The organism is Centipeda infelix ATCC 43532, from assembly GCF_000234095.1.
GTDB classification, from domain to species: Bacteria; Bacillota; Negativicutes; order Selenomonadales; family Selenomonadaceae; genus Centipeda; species Centipeda infelix.
On record NZ_JH376800.1, the window covers coordinates 447,556 to 472,100 of the forward strand.

The window sequence follows — 24,545 nt, forward strand, 5'->3', positions numbered from 1 at the left end:
CATGAGAAAACTCATTGTATTCATTATGGCACTCTTTCTGCTCCTGCCTGCAGCATCCACAAATGCTGCGCAGACGTGGCAGCAGATCCACGACCACATTGCCGCTGAGATGAATAATGTCTATACGATCTACCAATCAGGCAATGCGGAGGGGGCAAAGGATGCCGTCAATGATATCTACTACGGCATCTATGAAAAGGACGGTCTGGAGAGTGCCGTGCGCAGCGGGATCTCTTCCAAGAGTGCGAACCTCACGGAGTACCAGTTCTACACGCTGAAAAAGGCGATCCGCTCGGGTGCACCGCAGTCCGAGGTAGAAGCCGAGGGAAAAAAACTCCTCGATATGGTTCAGGCAGAAGTGACAACCCTCGAGACGGCGGGGGTGCAGTCGGGCGGTTGGGGCATGTTCCTGCAGGCGTTCCTCATCCTTCTGCGTGAAGGCGTTGAGGCGATCCTCGTACTCGTCGGCATCATCGCCTACCTTGGGCGTGCCGGACACGAGAAGGAACTCTCCACCGTCTATAACTGGGCGATTGCAGGCGTTATTGCAAGCTTTATCAGTGCCTATCTCTTTGCCGAGATTCTCGACAATACGACGACAACGGGCTCCGGACGTGAGATCATCGAGGGCTGTACGGCACTCTTCGCCGTCCTTGTCCTCCTCGGCACATCTGCATGGATGGGCGGCAAGTCCAACGCGAAGGCATGGAAATCCTACATTGACAGCCAGGTGAAGCTGACGCTCTCGACGGGGAAATCACGTGCGCTCGGTTTCGCCGTATTCCTCGCCGTCTATCGCGAGGGCGCAGAGGTCATTCTCTTCTATCAGGCACTCTTCAACAACGCCATCGGCGATGTCGATATGATCTGGGGCGGTTTTGTCGCTGCGTGTGCGGCGCTTGCCTTGCTCTTCTTCCTCATGCAGCGCGGTGCGCTGCGCATCCCGATCGGTCCGTTCTTCAAGGTGACGAGCGCGTTCATGTTCATTCTCGCCGTTACGTTCCTTGGCGGCGGACTCAAGGAACTGCAGGAGGCCGATGTGATCTCCACCTCGGTCATCGAGGCGGTTCCCGTGCCGAGCATCGACTTGCTCGGGCTTTATCCCACCTATGAAACCATTGTGCCGCAGATTCTGCTGATTGCAGCGGCGGTCGCGATGGTATCATATAGAAAACGCTCTGCTGCGGCAGAGGCGTGAGTTTTCCCCGCAAGAGGGAGCAGTGTTTCATCTTTGTAAGGAGGATTATCCCATGAAGAAATCCGGTCTCAGCATGCTCAAGAAGGCGCTTGCCGTTGGCGCCGTCGCATTCTCTACGTTTGCGATCAATGCGAATGTCAGCGAAGCTGCGTTCGAGGAGTTCCCGATCGGCGACGAGATTGAGGATACGACGAACCACTTCAAGGTTGCGCTCGTGTACTTCCAGCCAGTTACGATGGAGCCTGCCGGCATGAGCCTCCCGGCAGATCAGGCGGATATCCACATTGAGACGGATATCCATGCAACCGAGGGCAACGAGTGCGGCTTTGGTGTCGGCGAGTGGATTCCCTATCTGACGGTGCACTACAAGTTCACGAAGCGTGAGACGGGCGAGAGCCTCGAAGGCGTATTCATGCCGATGAGCGCAGACGATGGTCCGCACTATGGCGCGAATGTCAAGATGCTCGGCGCGGGCACCTATGACTGCGAGTTCACGATCGACAGCCCCGCACGTCAGAACTACATGCTCCACACCGATAAGGAGACGGGCGTTCCGGGTCATCTCTGGACCGAGCCGGTCAAGATGAGCTGGGTGTTCAACTACGTTCCGCGTAAGTGGTAATTTCAGCTACTCCCGGACGATGACGGCGCGGGATTCCTGTGCCGTACACTGTCCTGCCGGAATTAGAATGGCTGCCGTCCTTCGGGGACGGCGGCTTTTCTAGTAGGAAAGGGTTATTACAATGTTACAGGCGTTTCTACAACAATTGGTACCGGCGCTCGAAGAGAGCATCAAGCTCGCTGTGCCGCTCGGTATTCTGCTTGCAATCATTCTGCCCCTGCCGAATCAAAGCATCCGCCATACGTTTGTGCGCGTTTTGAAATGGGGCTTTTTCCTCTCGCTCTTTATGACTGCCGTGCGTGTCGGCACAAAGTCCGCAGTCAACCGCGAGATTTTCGAGAGCATGGCAATCGGTGTCGATCTCGTGGGCGCGCTCGTTCTCTGTACGATCCTCCTGCGCAGCCTGCACCGCGAATGGACAGCGGGGGAGGAACGTGTCTTCCGCCTTGGAACCGGAGCACTCGCGCTTGGCATCTTCCTCTATCATGGGTTGGAGCTTTGGCTGATCCCCGTTGCTACGGTTCAGGTTGCGATGGGGGATTATTTCACATTGACCTTCTTCGTGAAGATGCTCGGCTTTTTCAGCGGGATCTTCCTCGGCTTCCTCTCAGGGTATCTGGCGTACCACGCGGCTGCAGCACTCAACCACGGACGTCTTGTTTTCGTCTTTACTGTGCAGATTGCGGCGACTGCCGTGCAGCAGGTTATATTTGTCATGACGGTCATGATGGCGCGGCAGGTGTTTGGTGCAGAAAGCCTCATCTCCTTCATGGCTTCGTTCATCGACAATCAGAACAAGATCATCTATGCGATTTACTTTGTGTCGATTCTCGTGCCTGTCACGCTCTTTCTGCAGCCGCGTCCCGAGCGTCCCGCTTGGGCAAATCCCGCGCAGTACCGTCAGCTGCTCGCCCGTGCGATTCGGCGCAAGCGCTGGGGATCGGGACTTCTTGCAATGCTCGTCCTGACAATCCTCATATCGAGCGTCGGCGGCTGGTATGCGAACAAGAAGGAGCAGCTTGTCCCTGCCGTTGCAGTCAAGGCGGAGGATGGTCTTGTGCAGATTCCGCTCGAGGAGGTCTCGGACGGACATCTCCACCGTTATGCCTTCCGTGCCTCAGATGGGACGGAGGTGCGTGTCATCATCGTCCAGAAGGGCGGCTCCGCATTCGGTGTGGGCCTTGATGCGTGTGAGATCTGCGGACCGACGGGGTACTTCGAGCGCGACGGACAGATTGTCTGCCGCCTTTGCGATGTCGTCATGAACAAGGCGACGATCGGCCTTCCCGGCGGCTGTAACCCGATCCCCGTGGAGTACCGTGTGGCAAACGGTGCGGTGCAGATCGCAGGGGATACGCTTGAAGCGGCGCGCATTCACTTCCGCTGACGGCATGAGAGGAGGAAAGCCATGTTTTGGCAAATGGTAAAAGGGGCACTCATCCGTCAGCGCGGGAGGTTCATCCTCATCGCCCTGACGGTCGCCCTTGGCGTTTCGCTCGCGACTGCCATGCTGAATGTCATGTTCGACATCGGCGAGAAGGTCAATCAGGAGCTGAAGGCATTCGGTGCGAACATCACGGTAACACCGCGCAACTCGATGGTGCTCAAGGATCTTTACGGCGTGGAAACCACGAAGAGTACACATCGTGAATACCTCGAAGAATCGGATCTCGGCAACATCAAGACAATTTTCTGGACGAACAACATCGTCGCATTTGCACCATCACTGACGACGAATATGACGCTTGCGGACGGTGAGACCGTTCCGCTCTTCGGTACGTGGTTTGAGCATACGCTCACGCTGCCGACGGATGAGGTCTACACCACGGGTGTGAAGTTCATGAAGTCATGGTGGCACGTTGACGGTGACTGGGCAGACGATACGCAGACGGAGCAGGTACTCGTGGGTACGAAGCTTGCACAGAAACTCGGCGTGTCGGCGGGCAGTACACTCTCGTACAAGAAGCCGGACGGGGCGGATGGCACGTTGACGGTCACCGGCATCCTTTCGGGCGGCGGCGATGAGGAGAACCAGATCGTCGGCTCACTTGCTCTCGCGCAGAATCTTGCAAACGCTGCGGGGAAGATCGATCAGGTTGAGGTCAGTGCGATGACGACACCGGAGAATGATCTTGCACGCAAGGCGGCAGAGAACCCGAAGTCGCTCTCACAGGCGGAGTATGACATCTGGTACTGCACCTCATATGTCGGCTCGATCGCCTATCAGATCGAGGAGGTCATGCAGAATGCGGCGGCGCATCCCGTGCGCCAGATTGCAGAGTCCGAGGGCAAGATTCTCGGCAAGACGCAGCTCCTTATGCTGCTGATTACGGTTTTGTCGCTGCTCTCTTCGAGCCTCGGTGTCAGTAACCTCATCAGTGCGAACATCATGGAGCGCAGCCGTGAGCTCGGACTTCTCAAGGCGCTCGGCGCGACGAATCTCGCGGTCGTGCTCTCCGTGCTTGCGGAGATCTTTATCGCGGGGATTATGGGCGGCATCCTCGGCTATGTCGTGGGGCTTGGCTTTGCGCAGCTCATCGGCGAGAATGTCTTTGGCTCGGGCATTGCGGTCAATCCGTATGTCATTCCGATCATTGCCGTGCTCATGTCGCTCGTGCTGATCATCGGGAGTGTGCCCGCGATCCGTATGCTTCTGTCGCTGCAGCCGGCAGAGGTTCTCTATGGCAGGTGATGAATGATGAATCGATATAAAATGTTCTTTATCATGGTCGCCAATTCCCTCCTGCGCCGGCGTGCACGCATGGCAATCGCTCTGCTCGCCGTCGCCATTGGGGCGACGATCATCTCGGGCATGATTACGGTCTACAAGGAAGTCCCCGAACAGATGGGACGCGCATTCCGCGCCTACGGTGCGAACCTCCTCATTCTGCCGGGGACGGACAAAGGAGCGATTCAGGAGGATTCGATTGCCGCCGTGCGTAAGTCCCTCTCGGGCTATGAGATCGTCGGCATCACACCGTTCCTTTACGATACGCTTCTCATCAACCATCAGACGGTGATGGCGGGTGGTACGGATTTTTCCGTCCTGCAGGAGGTCAGTCCGTATTGGCAGATTCGCGGTGACTGGCCGACGGCAGGGGAGAAGGAGATCCTGCTCGGTGCGGAGTTTGCGGCAAAGCTGCGTGTGAACCCCGGTGATACGATTACCGTTTCGGGCGGCGAGGGCACGATCGTGAGCGATTACCGCGTGTCCGGCATTGTCCGTACGGGCGGAAACGAGGAGAATTTTGTCTTTGTCTCCTTGCCCGATATGCAGAGCATGAAGGAACGCCCCGGTGAGCTGAGCCTTGCGCAGGTCTCGGTCGTTGCGGGGCAGGATGAACTGACGCGTGCGGAGGAGAAGATCCGTGCGGACGTGCCCGGTGTTGAGCCGCAGCTGGTCAAGCAGATTGCCCAGTCCGAGGGCACGGTGCTTGGGAAACTTCAAGCGCTCGTGCTCATCGTCACCGTCGTTGTCCTCGTCTTGACGCTGATCTGCGTCTCGACAACAATGATGGCGATTGTGACGGAGCGTCGCCGCGAGATCGGTCTGAAGAAGGCACTCGGTGCGGATAACCGTCACATTGTCATGGAGTTCTTCGGCGAGGGGTGCCTCCTCGGTGCGCTCGGCGGCGTGCTCGGCTCGGGCTTTGGCTATCTCTTTGCCCAGAGTGTCAGCGTCAACGTCTTCGGACGCGGCATCGAGTTCTCGGCGACCATCGTCGTTGTTGCACTCGTCATGTCTGTCTTTGTCACGGGGCTTGCATCGCTCCTGCCCGTGCGCATTGCGACGAATGTAGATCCCGCGATTATCCTGCGCGGCGAATGAGGAGGAATAACGCATGAGTTTGCTTGAACTGCGGCACGTTTCCAAGGCGTACAATGAAAAGGTACTCGCTCTGGACGATGTCAATCTGAAGGTTGAAAAAGGCGAATGGCTTGCGGTCATGGGCCCCTCCGGCTCGGGCAAGTCGACGCTCATGAACATCATCGGCTGTATGGACAGTGCGACGAGCGGCGAGGTCATCCTCGACGGCGAGGTGCTGACGGATGCGACTCCCGAGGAGCTGACGCGCTATCGCCGCGACAAGATCGGCATCGTCTTTCAGCAGTTCCACATGATCCCGTACCTCACGGCGGTCGAGAACATCATGGTCGCGCAGTACTACCACAGTATGCCCGACCGTGACGAGGCAATGGCGGCACTTGAGCGCGTCGGACTCGCCGACCGCGCGAGCCATCTGCCGAGTCAGCTCTCGGGCGGTGAGCAGCAGCGCGTCTGCATCGCGCGTGCCCTCATCAACTATCCCGTCCTCATCCTTGCAGATGAGCCGACGGGCAACCTCGACGAGCAGAACCAGAAGCTTGTCATGAAGATCTTCCATGAGCTGCACGATGAGGGGCATACGATCCTGACTGTTACCCACTCCGCCGAGGTCGGCGATGAGGCGCAGCGCTGCGTCATCATCGAACATGGTCATATGCGTGAAAGGACGGCGTGACGATGAAGAAAAGCGTATTGGGGCTTGCTGTACTTCTCTCGATCGGGGTTATGATCACAGGCTGCGGCGATGAGAAAAAGGAAGCACCGAAAAACGATGCGAAGCCTGCCGCACAGACGGTGTCACTCGATATGACAGGGGTCAAGGATGGTACGTTTGCGGGGGATAGTTCCAAGCACGAACAGCTTGGTCACTCGCATGTTGAATTGACGATCGCAAACGGTGCGATCACGAAGGTCGTTCATACGGGCTTTGACAAGGACGGCAAGGTAAAAGACGAGAATTACGGCGCGGATAAGCCCGAAGGTGTGCGCAAGAAAGCGCAGAACGCCTACAAGGCAATCGGCTCGTACGCAAGCCAGCTGGAGAGCAAGAAGGATCTCGCGAAGGTCGATGCCATCGCGGGCGCAACCGTCAGCTATGACCAGTTTAACGAGGCGGTCGCAAAGGCGGTCGAAGCGGCGAAGAAGTAAATCGTATACAGATAAAATGGAAGTCGTTATACATCTTGTATGGCGGCTTCTTTTTGTCTGTGGTACAATAGGGAAGACAGTTAGAGTCAGGAGGTAATCATATGATAGACGATGCAAAATTATTGGAGACGGTCATTTCAGAATTTGAGACACTGACGCACATTCCGCGTCCGTCGGGACATGAGAAAGCCGTCAGCGATTATCTGAAGAAACGATTTGAAGAGATCGGCTGCACGGTGACGCAGGACGAGGCGCTGAACATCATTGCGGAACTCCCCGCGACGAAGGGCTGCGAGGCTGCGCCGCGCACGATCCTGCAGGGGCACATGGACATGGTCTGCGTCGCGAAGCCGGGCGTAATCTACGATCCGCTCAAAGATCCAATCAAGCTCGTCCGCACGGAGGAGTCTCTGACGGCAGACGGTACGAGCCTCGGCGGTGACGACGGCATCGGCGTTGCGGAGATTTTGACCGCGATGCAGCATACGGAGGAACACGGACCGCTGCGCGCCATTGTTACGGTCGATGAGGAGCAGGGGATGTCGGGAGCGCGGCATCTCGCTGCGGATCATCTGAAGGAGGCGCGTTTCCTCATCAACTGCGACTCTGAGGACTACCATATCATGACAGTCGGCAGTGCGGGCAGTGTCAACCTTGACTTCTCGAGTATACTCTCGCGCAGGGAGTCGGAGCTGCCCGCCTATCGCATTGCGGTGGAGGGCTTGCTTGGCGGGCATTCGGGGGAGCGCATTGGCGATGGGCGCGGCAATGCGATTCGCATACTTGCCCTTGCACTGCAGGCACTTGAGGCACATGGTAAAATTGAGATTGTCACGTTCACGGGCGGTACGGCACGCAACGCCATCCCTCCGACGGCAGAGGCGGTCATTCGGACAGGCATTAACGAGCGTGAGATTGTCAACGTACTGGTCGCGGAGGAGAAGCGTTTTCATGCGCTCTATGGCACGGCCGATCCCGCAATGAAGTTTGCATTTACTACGGTGGAGAATGCAGGGCGCGTCATCGGCGAAGCAGAGAAGCGTGACCTCATCGACCTGCTTACACTCCTGCGTACGGGCGTGCATGATATGTCGCGTCTCCACGTGGGTAAGGTGGAGACCTCGGCGAACCTCGGCGTTCTCCACATGGACGAAAATGATGTGCGCGTTCAGTATTTCCCGCGCTCCTCGGTGAATGAGCGTCTGGATGAAATCGTCGTGATGGGGCGGACAATGGCGGAGCGCATGAACTTCAACCTCACCCTTGGGGCGCAGTCGCCGGCATGGCGCGAGCGCGAGAACAGCAGGCTTGCGCAGATCATGGGCGAAGTGTATGCCGCGCAGAACGGCGGTGCGCAGATGACGGTCGAGAGTATTCATGCAGGACTTGAGACCAGCTGGCACGCAGCGAAGAATCCGGAGCTGGACATGGTGTCCATCGGTGTGACGACGACGGGCATCCATACGCCTGACGAGCGCGTCGATGTTACGACGATTGTTCCGGAGGCGAAGCTGATGATGGAGACGCTGCGCCGCATTGCACAGGAGAAAGCATGAGTGTGGTGCTGCAAAATTTCAACAGTAACATTCTCAATTAGTTTTTCATCTCTATAGAAAAAACGTGTCATGTGTGCTATACTATTCTCATTGATTGTGATTATATATTGGAGAGTTATCATAGGGAATCGCTGATAAAATGAAGTCCGTTAGATTGGCGTAGATTTTTCGTCCGAACAAGGAGGCAAAACGGACGCATAGCAGGGGCTATGTGGAGGATTTGCCGACACAGTGCGGGCAAAAAAGATGCGCTAAGATGACGGGGCTGAATTTATCAGTGCTTCCCAGCAATAACACATGGAGGGGAATAGTATGGCAGATACCTATACGATGGAAGATCTAAAGAAGCGCCTGCAGGCAACGCAGCGCAAGATGACACCGCAGCGTCAAATCGTCCTGCAGGTGATCCTCGATCATCCGAGCGAGCATCTGAGCGCGGAGAAGATCTACGACATCCTGCGCGGCACGGAGTCGGAGATCGGGCTTGCGACGGTCTATCGCAGCCTTGAGATCCTCGTATCACTCGGCATCCTGCAGAAGATCGAATTCGGAAAGGAATTCGACAAGCGCAACAAGGGCTCGTACTCTTATGAGCTGAACCCGATTGATCCGAACCAGCACTTCCATCATCATCTGATCTGTACGGAGTGTAAGGAGATCTCGGAGTTCGAGGAGGATATGCTCGATCATCTGGAGGAGGATATCTTCAAGAAGACGGGCTTCAAGGTCGAGAACCATCAGGCGAAGTTTTTTGGCATCTGCAAAAACTGTCAGGAGAAGCAGAAAAAGTCGTGAAGATTCGGTCTCTTACGATCAACAGCAGAGCCGAGGTCATAGTCAAAATTGTCCGCGAGGTATTGACGCTCTTCAAGGTGGAGATCGTCGGGCGGACTGGGGAGGCGGATTACGTCCAGCTGTCGGTGGTGAACCGGCAGTCGGGCTGTGAGCCGCCTTCTGTTATGACCGAGGTCTTTCTTTTTGCGCATGATGGCGCGTGCGAAAAATTTCATTTTGTTTCGGATGGCAAGGCGGATGAAGTGCCGCGTGCCGCTGTTCATCGTGCCATCAAGCGGAATGTCTACGCATTCTTCCGCACACGCTTCGCTGTGCCGCCTGCGCCGTGGGGCATCCTCCACGGGGTGCGTCCGACGAAGATTGTGCATCGTTGGCTGCGCGGCGGCATGAGCCCCGAGGAAATTGTTGCGCGTCTCGGTGAGGACTACGATTGCAGTGCGGGTAAGGCACGGCTCATCACGGATGTTGCCGTGCGTCAGCTGCCGTTTCTCGCGCAGGGGAATGCGCGAACTGTGAGCATCTACGTCGGCATTCCATTCTGTCTCTCGCGCTGCCTCTACTGCTCCTTTCCGTCGAATTTGCTTCCCTCGGAGAAGAAGCTCCGCGCCTTTATGGATGTGCTCGCACGCGACCTCGATGCGGCGGCAGAGGATGTGCGTGCTTTGGGACTTACGGTGCAGAGCATTTACATCGGCGGAGGAACGCCGACCAGTCTTCCAAATGATTTTTTTGCCGAAATGCTCAAAATGGTATATAATGCGTTTTATGGATCGCATATCGCGGAGTTCACGGTGGAGGCAGGGCGTCCCGACAGCATGAGTGCAGAGAAGATTGCTGCGATGAAAGAGCACGCGGTAACGCGTGTGAGCGTCAATCCGCAGTCGATGCAGGAGGTGACGCTGGAACGCATCGGCCGCCACCACAGCCCCGAAGACATTGTGCGTATGGTGCATGAGATTCGCGCGGCAATGAACGTGCACATCAATATGGATGTGATCCTCGGGCTGCCGGGAGAAACAGCAGCGGATGTGGAGCGGACGATGGCGGCAGTGACGGTACTTGCGCCCGACGATATCACGCTCCATGCACTTGCCCTCAAGCGCGGCTCGAATCTCCGGCTGAAAATGGAGACGGAGCACGTCGAGCTGCCGTCCGATGCGGAGACGAGGCGCATGAGTGAAGCCGCTGTACGCGCGGTGGAGGAGGTGGGCTATCGTCCGTACTATCTCTATCGGCAGGGCTATATGAGCGGCGATCTTGAGAACGTCGGCTATGCCCGCGCAGGTGCCGAGAGCATCTACAACATTCAGATCATGGAGGAGCACCAGACGATCATCGGTATCGGCGGTGCCGCCACGACGAAGGTGCTCGGTATTCGCAGCGGACGGATGCGCTCTGTATTCAACGCAAAAGACCTTGTGACCTATCTGCGCGATATTGACATCTACATTGAAAAACGCCGTGCGCTTCTGCGCGCGGAATACGAGGAGGAAACACCCTGATGCTGACGAATGCGCCACGGGGGACAAAGGATATACTGCCCGATGCGGTGGGGGCGTGGACATACATGGAGAATGTCATCCGCGAGCTCTGTGCCCGCTATGGCTATTATGAGATCCGCACGCCGGTCTTCGAGCACACGGAGCTCTTCCAGCGCGGAATCGGCGACGGTACGGATGTCGTGGACAAGGAGATGTATACCTTTACCGACCGTGGGGAGCGCAGTCTGACGCTGCGCCCGGAGAATACGGCATCCGCCGTGCGTGCCTACCTGCAGAACAAGCTCTATGCGGATGGTGGGCTGCAAAAGCTCTTCTACATCGGCTCGATGTTCCGCTATGACCGCCCGCAGGCGGGACGTATGCGCGAGTTCCACCAGTTCGGTGTGGAGGCAATCGGCGGGGAGAGCCCTGCCGTGGATGCCGAGGCAATTCTCCTCGCGTACGACTTCCTCACGACACTCGGGCTGCAGGGGCTGACGCTCAAGCTGAACTCGGTCGGCTGCCCGAACTGCCGCCCCGTCTATCGGGAGCGTCTGCAGGCGTATTTCAAGGAGCATCTGGCATCGCTCTGCGATGATTGTCAAAGTCGCTATACCGTGAGACCAATGCGGATTCTCGACTGCAAGGCGGACGCGGAGAAGCCGTTTATGGCAGGTGCGCCTGCGATTACGGACTGCCTCTGTGAGGAATGCTCCTCGCATTTTGAGGCAGTGCAGAATCATTTGCGGGCGGCTGGCGTATCCTATGAACTCGATTCGCGTCTCGTGCGCGGGCTCGACTACTACACGCGGACGGCATTCGAGATCGCCTATCCGCCGCTCGGTGCACAGAGTGCCGTTGCGGGTGGTGGACGCTATGATGGTCTTGTCGAGGAGCTCGGCGGGAATCCGACCCCTGCGGTCGGGTTTGCGGCAGGGCTTGAGCGCGTTCTGCTCGCGCTCGGACAGCAGAATCTCCTGCCCGAGCGTCCCCCTGCGGCAGATGTCTTTCTCATCGCACTTGGGGAGGCTGCGGCAGCGGCTGCGTTTCCGCTGCTGCACGAACTGCGGCAGGGCGGTGTGCGTGCGCTGATGGACTATGCGGGGCGCAGCATGAAGGCACAGATGAAACAGGCGAACAAGTCCAGTGCGCGCTATGCCGTCATTCTCGGCGAGGACGAGCTTGCAAGGCATGAGGCAGTCGTGCGAAACATGGCTGAGAGTACGCAGGAGACATATTCTCTTGACGATATGGTAAAACGATTGATTTCTGAGGTGAAGGGCTGAGATGGAAACGATGCAGGGACTTAAACGGACACATGATTGCGGCATGCTCCGTAAGGAGCAGGTCGGCGGGGAGGTAACGCTGTGCGGCTGGGTATCGCGCCGCCGCGACCACGGCGGACTGATCTTTGTCGATATGCGCGATCGCTCGGGATTTGTGCAGATTGTCTTTGACGAGGCGGCGATGGCAGCGGGGACATTCCACGAGGCAGAGACGCTGCGCTCGGAGTTCGTCATCTGTGTGCGCGGCACGGTGCGTGCCCGCAGCGCGGAGACGGTGAACCCGAACATGGAGACGGGTGAGGTTGAGGTCGTCGTCAATGAGCTGCAGATTCTGAACAAGGCGAAGACACCGCCGTTCTACATTCAGGACGGCATCGACGTGGATGAGATGATCCGTCTGCGCTATCGCTATCTCGACCTGCGCCGCCCCGAGATGCAGGCGAATATCATGCTGCGCCACCGCGTGACGAAGATCATGCGCGATTTCTTCGATCGGAACGGCTTCCTTGAGATCGAGACCCCCATGCTCTGTAAGAGCACGCCCGAGGGCGCACGCGACTTCCTCGTGCCGAGCCGCCTCAATGCGGGCGAGTTCTACGCACTGCCGCAGTCGCCGCAGATCTTCAAGCAGCTCCTCATGGTCTCGGGCTTCGAGAAGTACTTCCAGATTGTACGCTGTTTCCGCGACGAGGATCTGCGTGCCGATCGTCAGCCCGAGTTTACGCAGCTCGATATTGAGATGTCCTTTATGGATCAGGACTCCATCCTCACGCTGATGGAGGAAATGGTGAAGGAACTCTTCGACAAGAGCATGGGCATCAAGGTCGAAACGCCGTTCCGCCGCATGGGCTGGGACGAGGCGATGGAGCGTTTCGGCTCGGACAAGCCCGATCTGCGCTTTGGCATGGAACTGCAGGACATCACGGACTACGTCGGCGGCTCGGAGTTCAAGGTCTTCAACGCCGTCATGGAGGCGGGCGGACGCGTCAAGGTCATCAATGTCGAGGGCTATGCGAACATCCCGCGCCGTGAGCTCGACGAGCTCGTCCTGTATGTGCAGAACTACGGTGCGAAGGGGCTCGCGTGGATTCAGTACACGGAGGAGGGCGTAAAGTCGCCCTTCAAGAAGTTCTATTCGGATGAGACGTTCGAGACGATCAAGAATGCCGTCGGCGCAAAGACGGGCGACCTCCTGCTCGTTGTCGCCGACCAGCCCGCCGTCGTGGCACAGGCACTCGGCGAACTGCGCCTTGAGATGGGCCGCCGTCGCAATCTGATGAATCCCGACGAACTGTCTTTCCTCTGGGTTGTGGACTTCCCGATGTTTGAGTACAGTGCGGAGGAGAAGCGTTACAAGGCGATGCACCATCCGTTCACCGCACCGCGTGACGAGGACATTTCGCTGCTTGCAACCGATCCCGGGCGTGTCAAGGCGAATGCCTATGACATGGTGCTGAACGGGGTCGAGATCGGCGGCGGCAGCCTGCGTATCTATCGCAGTGATCTGCAGGAGCAGGTCTTTGAGACGCTCGGATTTGCACCGGAGGAGGCGCGTGAGCGTTTCGGCTTTATGATGAATGCGTTCGAGTACGGCACGCCGCCGCATGGCGGTCTTGCGTTCGGTCTGGATCGGCTCGTCATGATTATGGCAAAGCGCCGCAGCATCCGCGACGTCATTCCGTTCCCGAAGACGCAGAGTGCGTCGGACGTCATGTGCGAGGCACCTTCGCCGGTCGACGAGAAGCAGCTGCGTGAGCTCTATATCCGTACGGCTGTGCCGAAGAAAAAGGCGGAGAATCCTGCACAGTAAGAATTGAAAAGAGGAGGGCGTCCGTTGATGGCGCTCTCTTTTCACGATATTTGGAGGGAATACTCCTTGAGTGAACGGGTTAATATACTGGGCGTGCATGTCGATGCGGTCACGATGACGGAGGCGGTTGCCGCCGTGCGTTCCTATATGGACGAGCGTGCGGGCGTGATGATTGCCACGGCAAACGCGGAGATGATTATGCGTGCGACGCATGACCCCGAACTGTGCGACATCCTCAATGCTGCGGCACTCGTCGTGGCGGACGGGGCGGGGACGGTCTGGGCGGCGCGCCACCTCGGGCATCGGATGCCCGAGCGTGTGGCGGGCTATGATCTCGCGCAGGAACTGCTGCGTGCGGCTCCCTCAGAGGGGCGGCGTATCTACTTCTTCGGCTCTGCGCCCGGCGTTGCGGAGAAGGCAAAGGCAAAGGCGGAGAAGCTGTACCCCGGCATCGAGATTGTCGGTGTGCGCGATGGCTACTTCAAGCCGGAGGACAATGCGGCGATCATCGAGGAGATTAAGGCCGCGAAGCCTGACCTCCTGCTTGTCGCACTTGGCGTGCCGAAGCAGGAGAAGTGGATTGCCGCACATCTGGCGGAGCTCGGCGTGCCCGTTGCCATCGGTGTCGGCGGGACGCTCGACGTAATGGCGGGGGTGATGAAGCGCGCACCGCGCTGGATGCAGAAGGCAAAACTCGAATGGCTCTTTCGCGGGATGCTTCAGCCGAAGCGTGCGGGTCGATTGCTTGCACTGCCGAAATTCGTGTGGAAGGTGCACGCCTCGCGAAAATAAAAGCACATATTTTGGAATCTGTTATCTCGCGTGCTCCACGCAAACGCTTAGTTGCGCAAGCGGCCGCGTTCTTGTTCGCCTAAATACCGGCGCACTTCTTAAGGAATCGCTGATAAAATGAAGTCCGTCAGATTGGCGTAGATTTTTCGTCCGAACAAGGAGGAAAACCGGACGCATAGCAGGGCTATGTGGAGGATTTTCCGACGAAGTGCGGGCAAAAAAGATGCGCTAAGATGACGGGGCTGAATTTATCAGTGCTTCCTTAAACGCGCTTCGCTTGAACGAAAGAAGTACGCCGGGGGCGAGTCGAACGCTTTCTCCGCTTGCTCCACTAGGGTTTGCTTAGGAGCATCGCAGACTGTGTTCCCGCATAACTTTGTCATAGAGGCAATACAAGTTATCTGTGGACAAAGAATAGGCTTTCCATTATAATTGATGGAAGTGCAATCATTTGATAAGGAGGCGGATGCGCATGGTCATTGTAAGCGAGGGCTATAAGTTTATCGGCGCGGCGCTTATTTTGGCTGTTATTCTCGGATTCTTTGCACATCCGTACGCAGCGATTCCATTTGTCGTGCTCGCGTGCTACTTTGCATATTTCTTCCGCAGTCCTGCGCGTGAGATCGTGCAGGACGTGAATCACATCCTCTCTCCCGCAGACGGAACGGTCACGGAGATCTCATCCGTCGGGATGGACGACTTCGTGGGGGAGAAGTGCAATAAGATCGTCATCTTTATGTCGGTGTTCAACGTCCACGTCAACCGCAGTCCCATCAATGGGGAGATCAAGCTCCAAAAATACTACTGCGGACGCTTTCAGCCTGCGTATAAGGATGAGGTAGGCTTTGAAAACGAGCACCATCTGATCGGCATTGACCGCGGCGATCTGCGCATCACGGTGAAGCAGATTGCGGGCATCCTTGCGCGCCGCATCGTCTCGTGGGTGACGCTCGACGATCGGCTGCGGCAGGGCGACATTTACGGCATGATCCGCTTCGGCTCGTGCCTTGAGATCGTCATGCCCGAGCGCGCAGCGATCTTGGTGCAAAAGGGCGAAAAGGTGCAGGGCGGCAAGACCGTTCTGGGGAGGCTCGAAAGCGAATGAATTACAGACGGTTTCTGCCGAATCTGTGTACGGCAATGAATCTTGTCTTTGGAATGTGCTCAATTCTTTCGACGGTCGAGGGGTATCTTGACTGGGGCGCAATTTTCATCTTTTGCGCGCTCGTCGCAGATGGTCTGGACGGGCGCATTGCGCGTGCGTTTGGTGTGTCCAGCGAATTCGGCAAGGAAATGGACTCGCTCTGTGACCTTGGTTCGTTCGGCGTTGCACCTGCGATCCTTGCATGGACACTTGCCCTGCATAACTATGGTTTTCTCGGCATTGCCGTGACGATCTTCTTTGCCGTCTGCGGCATGTGGCGGCTCACGCGTTTTAACGTGAACGCGAGTGTCGTGCATGGCTACTTTATGGGGCTTGCGATTCCGGCGGGCGGCAATCTCGTCGCCATGTCGACGTGGCTCTTTCTCGAACTCAAGGTCGATCCGACCTCGTTCGGACTGGTCTACCCGATCGCCGTTGCTGTGACTGCATATCTGATGGTCAGTCATGTGCACTATCCCGATTTCAAGGGGGGCGGAGAGAAAATCTATATGGCCTCCAAAATTTTTGCGCTTGTCGTATTCGCTGCAATCCTCTATTTCGGCAGCGCAGCGATCCTGCCCGCTGTCTTTGCAGGGATCTTTGCGACCTATGCGCTCTTTGGGATTGTCAATCATGCGATTGCCGTTATGGCGCGTGCAAAGGAAGGCTGAACCCACATGACTGAGTTCGTTCAATTTGTTTCGCCCTATCTTCCGGCACATATCTTCGACATCATCATGGTGCCGATGCAGATCATTCTGCTGCTCTTTACCCTCTATTTTTTCTTTATCGGCTTCTGCTGTCTCTGGCGGCGGAGGGAGCAGAAGATCCTGACCCCCGAAAAGACTTTTGCCGTTGTGGTCGCCGCACACAATGAAGCGGCGGTCATCGGTCAGCTGATCGAAAATCTGAAACGCCTCGACTATCCCGAGGAACTCTATGACATCTATGTCATTGCGGACAACTGCACGGACGAGACGGCACAGATCGCGGGGGACGCGGGTGCGATTGTCTGTGAGCGCACGCATCCGACGAAAAAGAGCAAGGGGTTTGCACTCGAGTGGATGTTTGAACGTCTCTTCGAAATGGACAAGGAATACGATGCGATTGCGATTTTCGACGCAGACAACCTCGTTCATCCGAACTTTCTCAAGGAGATGAACAACCGTCTGCTCAAGGGCGACAAGGTCATTCAGGGCTTTCTCGATGCGAAGAACCCTTACGACACCTGGGTTGCGGGGACGTTTGCAATTGCGTTCTGGGTCATTGACCACATTTCCCATCTCGCCAAGACGAACATCGGGCTTTCCGCGTGTCTCGGCGGCACGGGCATGTGCATTACGACAGATGTGTTGAAACGGCACGGTTGGCGTGCGACCTGTCTCACGGAGGACATGGAGTTCACGATGAAGCTGCTCGCGGAGGGAATCAAGACGACGTGGGCACACGATGCCATCGTCTATGATGAAAAGCCGCTGACGTTCAAGCAGGCGTGGAATCAGCGCCGCCGTTGGGCACAGGGGCAGTTTGACGTGGCGCACCGTTTCATTCCGACGATGATCCGCGAGGGCTGGAAGCGTCGCGACATTCGCATCTGGGACGGCTGCATCTATCTGCTGCAGCCGCATTTCCTGATGATGTCGACGTTTTTCATCATCATCAGCTATGTGCAGCTCGCATTCCCACCGTTCTATACGAGCATCTATAAGTTCCTGCCGTCGCAGCTCATGACCGCGATTATGATCGGGCAGTACGTCCTGCCCATGATTATCCTCATCAAGGTGCGTGCAAAGCTGAAGGCATGGTTTTATCTGCTGCTCTACCCGGTGTTCATCTACTCGTGGATTCCGATTATCTTCCTCGGATTCATCCACCGCAACGAGCACGAGTGGAGCCATACAAAGCATACGCGCGCCATGAGCATGGATGAGGTCATGAGCGACGTGAAGTGAAAAAGGGGCGCCCCTATCGGCTCGCCGAGCTCGCCACTTCCCCCGTTTCGACGGGGGAAGCTAATATGCCGTTATCCTAAGCCTTCCCCGTATGACGGGGAAGGGGGACCGCGTAAGCGGTGGAAGGGGCACGAAGAAGGGCTGTTGTACGAAGTTTTAGCTTTGTGCAGCAGCCTATTTCAATAAAAGGAGAACATTATGTATACATTACGCGTCGAGGGCGCATTCGAGGCGGCGCACCGCGTCGTGAACTATCCCGGCAAATGCGACCGTCTGCATGGGCACAACTGGGTGCTCGAGGCAACGTTTCAGGGGACGCAGCTCGATGAACTCGGAATGCTGATCGACTTCAAGATTGCGAAAAAGGCACTTGCCGAAATATTGGACGAGTTCGATCACTATTATCTGAACGATCTTCCTCCGTTTCATGATGGGGTGAATCCAACGGCAGAAAATCTGGCACGCATCATCTTCGAGCGGCTTGCGGCGTGTGAGGCGGTTGTGGCATCTCCCGCAGAGCTGACCGCGCTGACCGTCTGGGAGTCGCCGAAGTCCTCTGTCACCTATACAAAGGACTGATATGCGCGAGAACATCATCGAAATCTTTTCCTCCATACAAGGGGAGGGGAAATACGTCGGCTGCCGTCAGATCTTCGTGCGGCTTGAGGGCTGCAACCTCGACTGCACTTACTGCGATACAGAGAACGAGATCGGTCGGCATCCCACCTGCATGGTCGAGGAACGGGCGGGTACGCATGAACTCGTTCCATACGAAAATCCTCTTTCGGTGGAGAAGGTGGCGGAGATTGTCACGCATCTTACGGGGGCTGTCCCGCATCACTCGCTCAGCATCACGGGCGGGGAGCCGCTGCTTCATGTTCCCTTTATCAAGGAGCTTGCGGCACATATCGACCTGCCCATTTTCCTGGAAACAAATGGAACGCTCGACAGAGCTCTTGCAGAGTGCATCGACTGTATTTCACACATCAGCATGGATCTGAAACTGCCCGATGTTCTGTCTGCACCTGTCTGGGATGCGCACGCGCGCTTTCTTGAGATTGCGCACACGAAAGATGTCTACGTCAAGGTTGTCGTCGCGGCAGAGACACGCGCAGAGGATGTGGAGCATGCGACGCACCTCGTCGCCGACATCGCACCCGCGACGCTCCTCATCCTCCAACCCGTCACGCCCTACGGTGGCTGCACCGCACCTACACCCGCACGGCTCCTTGAACTCCAACGTATCGCTCTGTGCCATCTGTCCGATGTCCGCATCATCCCGCAGACCCATCGGATGATGGATTTGCTGTGAAACATTGTCTCATTTATCACGAAAAACTATTGACGAATATGGTAAACTAAACGGATAGTTAATTGTTTTTAGAAAGCGAATATACATGAAGATCATTGACGCTCATCTGCACTTTGGCAGAGGGGAGTATTTTGATACCGTGGCGCGGGCAGCGGGGCACGAGAATACGGAGGAGGCTCTGCGCCGCGACTTTCGTGCGTCGAACATTGTCCACGGCATCGTGATGGGCAATCTGCCTGTGGAGGAGACGAGTCCGAACTATCCAGATATCTTCCATTACTGCGTTGGCATCGGGGGCGACGGTGTGACGGAGATCGCGGAGGGGCGCATCGAAAAGATTTTGCCCGCGCTCGAACAGCATCTAAAAAATGAGCGATGTGTCGGCATCAAGCTCTATCCGGGCTATCATTATTTCTATATCTATGACGATATGCTTGCGCCCGTCTACGAGCTTGCCGCACAGTACAAGAAGCCCGTTGCCGTGCACACGGGACTGACGGCGACGGAGAAGGCTCTGCTCAAATACGCGCACCCGAATGTGATGGATGAGGCGGCGACGAAGTTCCGCGCGGTGCATTTTGTTATGTGTCATTTTGGCGAACCGTATTTCACGGACGCAGTCGCCGTGATGGAGAAAAATCCGAATGTGAGTGCCGATCTCTCGGGGATGCTTGCGGGTAAAATTCAGGATTTTGAGCTATTCTGTACGCGCAAGAAGTTCTACATCGAGCAGCTGCGCGGATGGCTCGCATATCTCAATGCCTATGACCGCCTCATGTTCGGGACGGACTGGCCGCTTGCGAATTTTGATGACTACATTGCGTTCACGAAGCTGCTCATCCCCGAGGAGCATTGGAATGCGGTGTTCTATGACAATGCTGTGCGAATTTATCATCTGCACTTATAAACGAGGAAAATCTATGGCAATACTGGAAATCAAAAAGGCGGGCGATCCCGTCCTGAAACAGGTGGCAGAACCGATTGAGCGGCTTACAAAGCGGCATCGGCAACTGCTTGACGATATGGCGGAGACGATGTACTCTGCCGATGGCGTGGGGCTTGCCGCGCCGCAGGTGGGGAAATCCCTGCGCATCGTGGTGATCGACGTGCAGGACGAGCACGGGCTGCTTGAACTTGTGAATCCCGTTATCACGATGCGTGAGGGCTCTGTGGTGGACTCGGAGGGGTGTCTCTCCGTGCCGCAGGTCTACGGCGATGTGGAGCGTGCGGAGCGGGTGACGGTGGAGTATACAGATCGGCGCAGTCGGCGGCGGACTCTGACGGCAGAGGGGCTCTTGGCGCGCTGTATTCAGCATGAGTGCGACCATCTCGACGGCAGGCTCTTTATCGATATTGCCGTGAGTTTGCGCAAGGCGGAGGAAAAGGAGTGACGAGGATGCGTGTCGTCTTTATGGGGACACCGGATTTCGCAGTGCCGACACTTGCGGCGATTGCGGGACGATCCGACCTCGCGGAGGTCGTCGCCGCCATAACGCAGCCCGACCGCCCGCGTGGACGGGGTAAGAAGCTCAGTCCGTCGCCCGTGAAGGCATGGGCAGTGGCGCATGATATCCCCGTGCTTCAGCCCGTGCGTGCACGCGATGCGGCGTTTGTCACCGCATTTCGAGATTTGAAACCCGATGTGGCGGTTGTCGTCGCATTCGGTCAGATTCTCTCGCAGGAGGTGCTGGACGTGCCCGTGCACGGCTGCATCAATGTGCACGCATCCCTCCTGCCGAAGTACCGCGGGGCGGCACCGATTCAGCATGCTATTATGGCGGGCGAGCAGGTGACGGGCATCACGACGATGCAGATGGATGCGGGGCTTGATACGGGCGATATGCTTCTGTGGAGAGAAGTGCCGATTCATGCGGACACGACGTATGGCACACTGCACGACGCACTGATGGAAACGGGGGCAAGTCTTCTCGTTGAGACGCTTGAGCGGCTTGCAGCAGGGACGCTCGTGCGCACACCGCAGACGGGTGCATCCTGCTATGCTGCGCGCATCACGCGCGAAACAGTCGCGATGGACTGGTCGAAAAAGGCGCAGGAGCTTGATGCCTTTGTGCGCGGATTGAACCCCGTGCCCTATGCGCAGACTGCACTGGACGGTGCAGTCTACAAGATCGGTGCAATGCACCGTTCGGAGCGTACTGCAAGTGCGCCTGCAGGGACGATTGTCGTCGCCGACCGCAAGGCGGGGCTTGTCGTTGCTACGGGGGATGAGGATGTGGAAATCACAGAGATTCAAGCCCCCGGCAAGAAGATGATGGAGACGCGTGCCTTTTTGAACGGTTATACACTTCCCGTCGGCGGAAGGTTTTCATCATGAGTGGGCAGACATTGACAGTGAACGGCAAGACGGCGGGCGAGAAAAAGACCATCGCACTTCCATCGCGTCCGAAAAAGCGGCTTTTCATCGGTATGCTGCTCCTTGTGACGGTGCTTGCGGCGATGCTCCTCTTTGGGATCTGGTACATCGGCGTACCTGGGCTTGAGCGTATTCAGCCGGCTCTGCCGTGGGTCATTGGGGGCGCGTTGACGCTCGCCGTTCTGTTGTCCTTCTTTGGAATCTTCAATATGGTGCTGGCAATTGCAGGGCTTCCGTACCTGCCGTGGATGAAACGGCAGACCTATGAGCTCATCAATCTGCTCTTTCCCGCAGCCGTGCGTCTCGGGGCAATTTTCGGCGTGAAGCGGCGGAAACTCGAAGGATCATTTATTGCTGTGAGCAATCTGCTCTTTCACCGCATGCACATCCGCGTGCCCGCGAACCGTCTGCTCGTTGTCACGCCGCACTGTCTGCAGCTTGCGAGCTGCCCACACAAGGTGACGCGCGACCCGAACAACTGCAAGCGATGCGGCGGGTGCAACATCGGTGATCTCGTGGCACTCGCGGAGGAGATGGGCTTTCACTTTTTTGTGGCGACGGGCGGCACGCTTGCCCGCCAGATCATCTACAATATGCGCCCGAAAGCGGTGCTTGCGATTGCGTGCGAGCGCGACCTGATGAGCGGTATACAGGACGTTTTCCCGCTGCCGGCGGTGGGTGTGCTCAATATCCGCCCGAACGGTCCGTGCTACAATACGAGCGTGGACATGGGCGAGGTGCGCCGTCAGTTGGAGGAGATCATTGAACCGCCATCGGACGACACGAGAAAGGGGGCATAATGCAGAACTACCGTGAGGAAAAGATCGACCATGTGCGTGAGCTGGCGATGCGGGTGCTCCAACGGGTACACGTTGAGGACGCATATGCCAATGTCGCACTTGCGGAAACGCTGCGTGAGGTGCAGCTGCCGGAACGTGACCGCCGTTTTCTGACGGAACTCGTCTACGGTGTCACGAAGGCGGGCGCATCGCTCGACTATATGATCGGGTGCTACGTTGCCGATATCCGAAAGGCGCAGCCCGCCATTCGCGAGCTCCTGCGTCTGGGATTCTACCAGATCTTCTGCATGGATCGCGTGCCGCCCTCTGCTGCGTGCAATACGGCGGTGGAGCTGGCAAAAAAACATGGGCGCAGGGGGGCGGACGCGTTCGTCAACGGGGTTCTCCGCGCAGCACTGCGCGAGCCGGAGCGTGCGGCATTCCCCGAGGGGCGGGATGCGTACGCACTTGCCCTGCGTACATGGCATCCGAAGTGGATGGTGGAACGATGGATGCGTACTTATGGATACGAGCGGACGGAGGAGCTCTGTCGCTGCAACAATACGAGTGCGCCGCTCTCCGTGCGCGTGAACACACTGCGTACGAATCGGGATGCTCTGATGGAGCAGCTCACGGCGGCGGGGGCGCAGGTGCGTGCCTCTGCATGGGTGCCGGATGGCATTGTGCTCGCCGCGCATGGTGCACTCGATGAGCTTGCACCTCTGCGCGAGGGGCTGGCACAGGTACAGGACGAGAGTTCGATGCTTGTCGCGCATATACTTGGCGCAGAGCCGGGCATGACGGTGATCGATGCCTGTGCCGCACCCGGCGGCAAGACGACACACATTGCACAGCGCATGGAAAATCGCGGGCGCATCCTCGCGTTTGACATCTACGAGGAGAAGATGCGCCGCATCGAGCGCAACGCGAAGCGTCTCGGTATTTCCATGATCGAGACGCAGATGCGCGACGCACGCGAGATCGGTGCGGCATATGCGGAACAGGCGGATCGTGTGCTCGTCGATGCGCCCTGTTCGGGGCTCGGCGTTCTCAGGCGTAAGCCCGACGCACGCTGGAAGAAAAGCGTACGGGATGCAAAGACGCTGCCGTCTCTGCAGCGCGACATCCTAGCGAGCGCGGCACGGGCGGTGAAACACGGCGGAATACTGGTCTACAGCACCTGTACCATGGAGGAGTGCGAAAATGCCGCCGTCGTCCGCGCCTTTTTGGAGACGCACGCAGATTTTGCGCTTGAGGAGACGGGGGCGTTTCTTCCGATGCAGAAAACGACGGAGCGCATGGTACAGATCATGCCCGAGACGGACGGCCCTGACGGCTTCTTTATCGCACGCATGAGGCGACTATGAATATCTTTGGATGGACAAAGGAACGGCTTGCCGAAGCCCTCAAAGAGCATGACATTCCCCGTTTCCGCGCAGATCAGATTATTCGATGGATGTATCAGCGCGGTGCGGTTTCTTTTCATGCGATGGATAATTTGTCTAAGTCTCTGCGTGCACAGCTCGCGGAACAGTTCTCCATCGAACGACCAAAGGTTGTCTCGCGTCTCCACTCCGCTGACGGTGCGACGATCAAGCTGCTCTATGAGTTCGCGGACGGACAGACGGCGGAGACGGTGCTGATGCGCCATTCGTACGGCAACAGCGTCTGTGTTTCGACACAGGCGGGCTGCCGCATGGGCTGCGCATTTTGCGCGTCAACACTGCACGGGCTGCAGCGCAATCTGACGGCGGGGGAGATCGCGGCGCAGGTGATCGGTATTGCGGACTTCCTGCGGCAGGAGGGGGCGCGTGTCGATACGATTGTCGTCATGGGCTCGGGCGAACCGCTCGAGAACTACGACAATGTGATTGCGGCACTGCGTCTTCTGCACGAGGACTATACCATCGGACTGAGCTATCGCAGTGTGACGCTCTCGACCTCGGGCATTGTACCCGGCATCGAGCGGCTGGCGGAGGAGGGCATCCCCATCTCGCTCTCCATCTCCCTGCACGCGCCGACGGATGCACTGCGCTCTGAGATCATGCCCGTCAATCGTATGTACCCGCTTGCGGATGTACTGCGTGCAGCCTGTATGTATGCGGAGCGGACGAAGCGGCGCGTCACCTACGAGTACATTCTGATCCGTGATCTAAATGACGGCGTACGTGAGGCGGAGCAGCTTGCAAAACTCCTGCGGGGACAGCTTGCAAGCGTGAATCTCATCCCCATCAATCCCGTTGCGGAGCGCAATCTCTTTCGCCCCGACAAGGCAGTCATCCGTCGTTTTCAAAAAACTTTGGAAGAGCGGCACATCACAGCGACGCTGCGGCGCGAGATGGGAACGGACATCCAGGCGGCGTGCGGACAGCTGCGCAACCGTCTCATGGAAGCGGGACTATAAAAATTTGTACTTTTATGGTATGATATAGAAGTTCGCGAAAACGATTTAGTTTGTAACCAAAGGAG

At 57.3% G+C, this 24,545-nt stretch carries 24 protein-coding genes and 1 pseudogene; all 25 read left to right on the forward strand.

All coding sequences use genetic code 11. The features are described 5' to 3' along the window. Position 1: 1 nt before the first annotated feature. The 25 genes and pseudogenes from HMPREF9334_RS10835 (at position 2) to rlmN (ending at position 24,480) form a co-directional block, all read left to right on the forward strand. Positions 2 to 1,198 (forward strand): FTR1 family iron permease, encoded by a 1,197-nt coding sequence (locus HMPREF9334_RS10835; protein ID WP_006693510.1) that lies wholly within the window; start codon positions 2 to 4, stop codon positions 1,196 to 1,198. Positions 1,199 to 1,250: 52 nt separating this feature from the next. Then, the gene (locus HMPREF9334_RS10840; protein ID WP_006693511.1) at positions 1,251 to 1,820 is read left to right on the forward strand and encodes an iron transporter; all 570 of its coding nucleotides are present in this window, start codon (positions 1,251 to 1,253) and stop codon (positions 1,818 to 1,820) included. Between the two features lie 121 nt (positions 1,821 to 1,941). Further along, positions 1,942 to 3,207, forward strand: coding sequence for a DUF2318 domain-containing protein (locus HMPREF9334_RS10845; protein WP_006693512.1), 1,266 nt, complete (start codon positions 1,942 to 1,944; stop codon positions 3,205 to 3,207). Positions 3,208 to 3,228: 21 nt separating this feature from the next. Continuing rightward, positions 3,229 to 4,512 (forward strand): ABC transporter permease, encoded by a 1,284-nt coding sequence (locus tag HMPREF9334_RS10850; RefSeq protein WP_006693513.1) that lies wholly within the window; start codon positions 3,229 to 3,231, stop codon positions 4,510 to 4,512. A gap of 3 nt (positions 4,513 to 4,515) precedes the next feature. Then, positions 4,516 to 5,649, forward strand: a complete 1,134-nt coding sequence (locus tag HMPREF9334_RS10855) for an ABC transporter permease (RefSeq protein ID WP_006693514.1) — start codon at positions 4,516 to 4,518, stop codon at positions 5,647 to 5,649. 13 nt (positions 5,650 to 5,662) lie between these two features. After that, a complete protein-coding gene (locus HMPREF9334_RS10860) occupies positions 5,663 to 6,322 on the forward strand; it encodes an ABC transporter ATP-binding protein (protein WP_006693515.1) in 660 nt (219 codons plus the stop codon). Between the two features lie 2 nt (positions 6,323 to 6,324). Beyond that, the gene (locus HMPREF9334_RS10865; RefSeq protein ID WP_006693516.1) at positions 6,325 to 6,795 is read left to right on the forward strand and encodes an FMN-binding protein; all 471 of its coding nucleotides are present in this window, start codon (positions 6,325 to 6,327) and stop codon (positions 6,793 to 6,795) included. A 101-nt stretch (positions 6,796 to 6,896) separates the two neighbouring features. Further along, on the forward strand, positions 6,897 to 8,351 hold the full coding sequence (pepD, locus tag HMPREF9334_RS10870; RefSeq protein ID WP_006693517.1) for a beta-Ala-His dipeptidase: 1,455 nt from the start codon (positions 6,897 to 6,899) through the stop codon (positions 8,349 to 8,351). Between the two features lie 163 nt (positions 8,352 to 8,514). Continuing rightward, positions 8,515 to 8,637 (forward strand): annotated as a pseudogene (locus HMPREF9334_RS12725) (secretion protein HlyD); the annotation flags it as partial. Positions 8,638 to 8,663: 26 nt separating this feature from the next. Beyond that, on the forward strand, positions 8,664 to 9,146 hold the full coding sequence (locus tag HMPREF9334_RS10875; RefSeq protein WP_006693518.1) for a Fur family transcriptional regulator: 483 nt from the start codon (positions 8,664 to 8,666) through the stop codon (positions 9,144 to 9,146). Next, on the forward strand, positions 9,143 to 10,648 hold the full coding sequence (gene hemZ / locus HMPREF9334_RS10880) for a coproporphyrinogen dehydrogenase HemZ (RefSeq protein WP_006693519.1): 1,506 nt from the start codon (positions 9,143 to 9,145) through the stop codon (positions 10,646 to 10,648). Before HMPREF9334_RS10875 ends, hemZ begins: the two co-directional genes overlap by 4 nt. Beyond that, complete coding sequence (gene hisS / locus HMPREF9334_RS10885) at positions 10,648 to 11,913, forward strand: histidine--tRNA ligase (protein ID WP_006693520.1); 1,266 nt, start codon at positions 10,648 to 10,650, stop codon at positions 11,911 to 11,913. Before hemZ ends, hisS begins: the two co-directional genes overlap by 1 nt. A 1-nt stretch (position 11,914) precedes the next feature. Beyond that, complete coding sequence (gene aspS, locus HMPREF9334_RS10890) at positions 11,915 to 13,723, forward strand: aspartate--tRNA ligase (protein ID WP_006693521.1); 1,809 nt, start codon at positions 11,915 to 11,917, stop codon at positions 13,721 to 13,723. A 66-nt stretch (positions 13,724 to 13,789) separates the two neighbouring features. After that, a complete protein-coding gene (locus HMPREF9334_RS10895; protein WP_039957584.1) occupies positions 13,790 to 14,515 on the forward strand; it encodes a WecB/TagA/CpsF family glycosyltransferase in 726 nt (241 codons plus the stop codon). Between the two features lie 472 nt (positions 14,516 to 14,987). Continuing rightward, positions 14,988 to 15,620 carry a phosphatidylserine decarboxylase gene (locus HMPREF9334_RS10900; RefSeq protein ID WP_006693523.1) on the forward strand — a complete coding sequence of 211 codons (633 nt, stop codon included), beginning with the start codon at positions 14,988 to 14,990 and terminating at the stop codon, positions 15,618 to 15,620. Next, positions 15,617 to 16,330: a CDP-diacylglycerol--serine O-phosphatidyltransferase gene (gene pssA, locus HMPREF9334_RS10905; RefSeq protein ID WP_006693524.1), complete on the forward strand. Its 714-nt coding sequence runs from the start codon at positions 15,617 to 15,619 to the stop codon at positions 16,328 to 16,330. Before HMPREF9334_RS10900 ends, pssA begins: the two co-directional genes overlap by 4 nt. A 6-nt stretch (positions 16,331 to 16,336) precedes the next feature. Further along, positions 16,337 to 17,611 (forward strand): glycosyltransferase family 2 protein, encoded by a 1,275-nt coding sequence (locus HMPREF9334_RS10910; RefSeq protein ID WP_006693525.1) that lies wholly within the window; start codon positions 16,337 to 16,339, stop codon positions 17,609 to 17,611. Positions 17,612 to 17,809: 198 nt separating this feature from the next. Next, positions 17,810 to 18,190: a 6-carboxytetrahydropterin synthase QueD gene (gene queD / locus HMPREF9334_RS10915; RefSeq protein WP_006693526.1), complete on the forward strand. Its 381-nt coding sequence runs from the start codon at positions 17,810 to 17,812 to the stop codon at positions 18,188 to 18,190. A gap of 1 nt (position 18,191) precedes the next feature. Further along, entirely contained in the window at positions 18,192 to 18,923 is a 732-nt protein-coding gene (locus tag HMPREF9334_RS10920; RefSeq protein ID WP_006693527.1) for a 7-carboxy-7-deazaguanine synthase QueE, read from the forward strand. Between the two features lie 85 nt (positions 18,924 to 19,008). Next, positions 19,009 to 19,830, forward strand: coding sequence for an amidohydrolase family protein (locus HMPREF9334_RS10925; protein ID WP_006693528.1), 822 nt, complete (start codon positions 19,009 to 19,011; stop codon positions 19,828 to 19,830). Between the two features lie 13 nt (positions 19,831 to 19,843). Next, positions 19,844 to 20,314, forward strand: coding sequence for a peptide deformylase (def, locus tag HMPREF9334_RS10930; protein WP_006693529.1), 471 nt, complete (start codon positions 19,844 to 19,846; stop codon positions 20,312 to 20,314). A 5-nt stretch (positions 20,315 to 20,319) separates the two neighbouring features. Beyond that, positions 20,320 to 21,258, forward strand: coding sequence for a methionyl-tRNA formyltransferase (fmt, locus tag HMPREF9334_RS10935; protein ID WP_006693530.1), 939 nt, complete (start codon positions 20,320 to 20,322; stop codon positions 21,256 to 21,258). After that, positions 21,255 to 22,097, forward strand: a complete 843-nt coding sequence (locus HMPREF9334_RS10940; protein ID WP_006693531.1) for a DUF116 domain-containing protein — start codon at positions 21,255 to 21,257, stop codon at positions 22,095 to 22,097. The genes fmt and HMPREF9334_RS10940 overlap by 4 nt, the downstream gene beginning before the upstream one ends. Further along, the gene (gene rsmB / locus HMPREF9334_RS10945) at positions 22,097 to 23,443 is read left to right on the forward strand and encodes a 16S rRNA (cytosine(967)-C(5))-methyltransferase RsmB (RefSeq protein WP_006693532.1); all 1,347 of its coding nucleotides are present in this window, start codon (positions 22,097 to 22,099) and stop codon (positions 23,441 to 23,443) included. The genes HMPREF9334_RS10940 and rsmB overlap by 1 nt, the downstream gene beginning before the upstream one ends. Further along, a complete protein-coding gene (gene rlmN, locus HMPREF9334_RS10950) occupies positions 23,440 to 24,480 on the forward strand; it encodes a dual-specificity RNA methyltransferase RlmN (protein ID WP_006693533.1) in 1,041 nt (346 codons plus the stop codon). Before rsmB ends, rlmN begins: the two co-directional genes overlap by 4 nt. Positions 24,481 to 24,545: the final 65 nt, after the last annotated feature.

Excerpts from the sequence above, each read along its gene's own strand:
- HMPREF9334_RS10840 (WP_006693511.1), top strand. The coding sequence starts at position 1,251 with ATGAAGAAATCCGGTCTCAGCATGCTCAAGAAGGCGCTTGCCGTTGGC.
- pssA (WP_006693524.1), top strand. The coding sequence starts at position 15,617 with ATGAATTACAGACGGTTTCTGCCGAATCTGTGTACGGCAATGAATCTT.
- HMPREF9334_RS10860 (WP_006693515.1), top strand. The coding sequence starts at position 5,663 with ATGAGTTTGCTTGAACTGCGGCACGTTTCCAAGGCGTACAATGAAAAG.
- rlmN (WP_006693533.1), top strand. The coding sequence starts at position 23,440 with ATGAATATCTTTGGATGGACAAAGGAACGGCTTGCCGAAGCCCTCAAA.
- fmt (WP_006693530.1), top strand. The coding sequence starts at position 20,320 with ATGCGTGTCGTCTTTATGGGGACACCGGATTTCGCAGTGCCGACACTT.
- HMPREF9334_RS10910 (WP_006693525.1), top strand. The coding sequence starts at position 16,337 with ATGACTGAGTTCGTTCAATTTGTTTCGCCCTATCTTCCGGCACATATC.
- HMPREF9334_RS10865 (WP_006693516.1), top strand. The coding sequence starts at position 6,325 with ATGAAGAAAAGCGTATTGGGGCTTGCTGTACTTCTCTCGATCGGGGTT.
- HMPREF9334_RS10920 (WP_006693527.1), top strand. The coding sequence starts at position 18,192 with ATGCGCGAGAACATCATCGAAATCTTTTCCTCCATACAAGGGGAGGGG.
- HMPREF9334_RS10900 (WP_006693523.1), top strand. The coding sequence starts at position 14,988 with ATGGTCATTGTAAGCGAGGGCTATAAGTTTATCGGCGCGGCGCTTATT.
- def (WP_006693529.1), top strand. The coding sequence starts at position 19,844 with ATGGCAATACTGGAAATCAAAAAGGCGGGCGATCCCGTCCTGAAACAG.
- HMPREF9334_RS10845 (WP_006693512.1), top strand. The coding sequence starts at position 1,942 with ATGTTACAGGCGTTTCTACAACAATTGGTACCGGCGCTCGAAGAGAGC.
- HMPREF9334_RS10940 (WP_006693531.1), top strand. The coding sequence starts at position 21,255 with ATGAGTGGGCAGACATTGACAGTGAACGGCAAGACGGCGGGCGAGAAA.
- HMPREF9334_RS10925 (WP_006693528.1), top strand. The coding sequence starts at position 19,009 with ATGAAGATCATTGACGCTCATCTGCACTTTGGCAGAGGGGAGTATTTT.
- aspS (WP_006693521.1), top strand. The coding sequence starts at position 11,915 with ATGGAAACGATGCAGGGACTTAAACGGACACATGATTGCGGCATGCTC.
- hisS (WP_006693520.1), top strand. The coding sequence starts at position 10,648 with ATGCTGACGAATGCGCCACGGGGGACAAAGGATATACTGCCCGATGCG.
- queD (WP_006693526.1), top strand. The coding sequence starts at position 17,810 with ATGTATACATTACGCGTCGAGGGCGCATTCGAGGCGGCGCACCGCGTC.
- HMPREF9334_RS10855 (WP_006693514.1), top strand. The coding sequence starts at position 4,516 with ATGATGAATCGATATAAAATGTTCTTTATCATGGTCGCCAATTCCCTC.
- HMPREF9334_RS10835 (WP_006693510.1), top strand. The coding sequence starts at position 2 with ATGAGAAAACTCATTGTATTCATTATGGCACTCTTTCTGCTCCTGCCT.
- HMPREF9334_RS10850 (WP_006693513.1), top strand. The coding sequence starts at position 3,229 with ATGTTTTGGCAAATGGTAAAAGGGGCACTCATCCGTCAGCGCGGGAGG.
- pepD (WP_006693517.1), top strand. The coding sequence starts at position 6,897 with ATGATAGACGATGCAAAATTATTGGAGACGGTCATTTCAGAATTTGAG.
- rsmB (WP_006693532.1), top strand. The coding sequence starts at position 22,097 with ATGCAGAACTACCGTGAGGAAAAGATCGACCATGTGCGTGAGCTGGCG.
- HMPREF9334_RS10875 (WP_006693518.1), top strand. The coding sequence starts at position 8,664 with ATGGCAGATACCTATACGATGGAAGATCTAAAGAAGCGCCTGCAGGCA.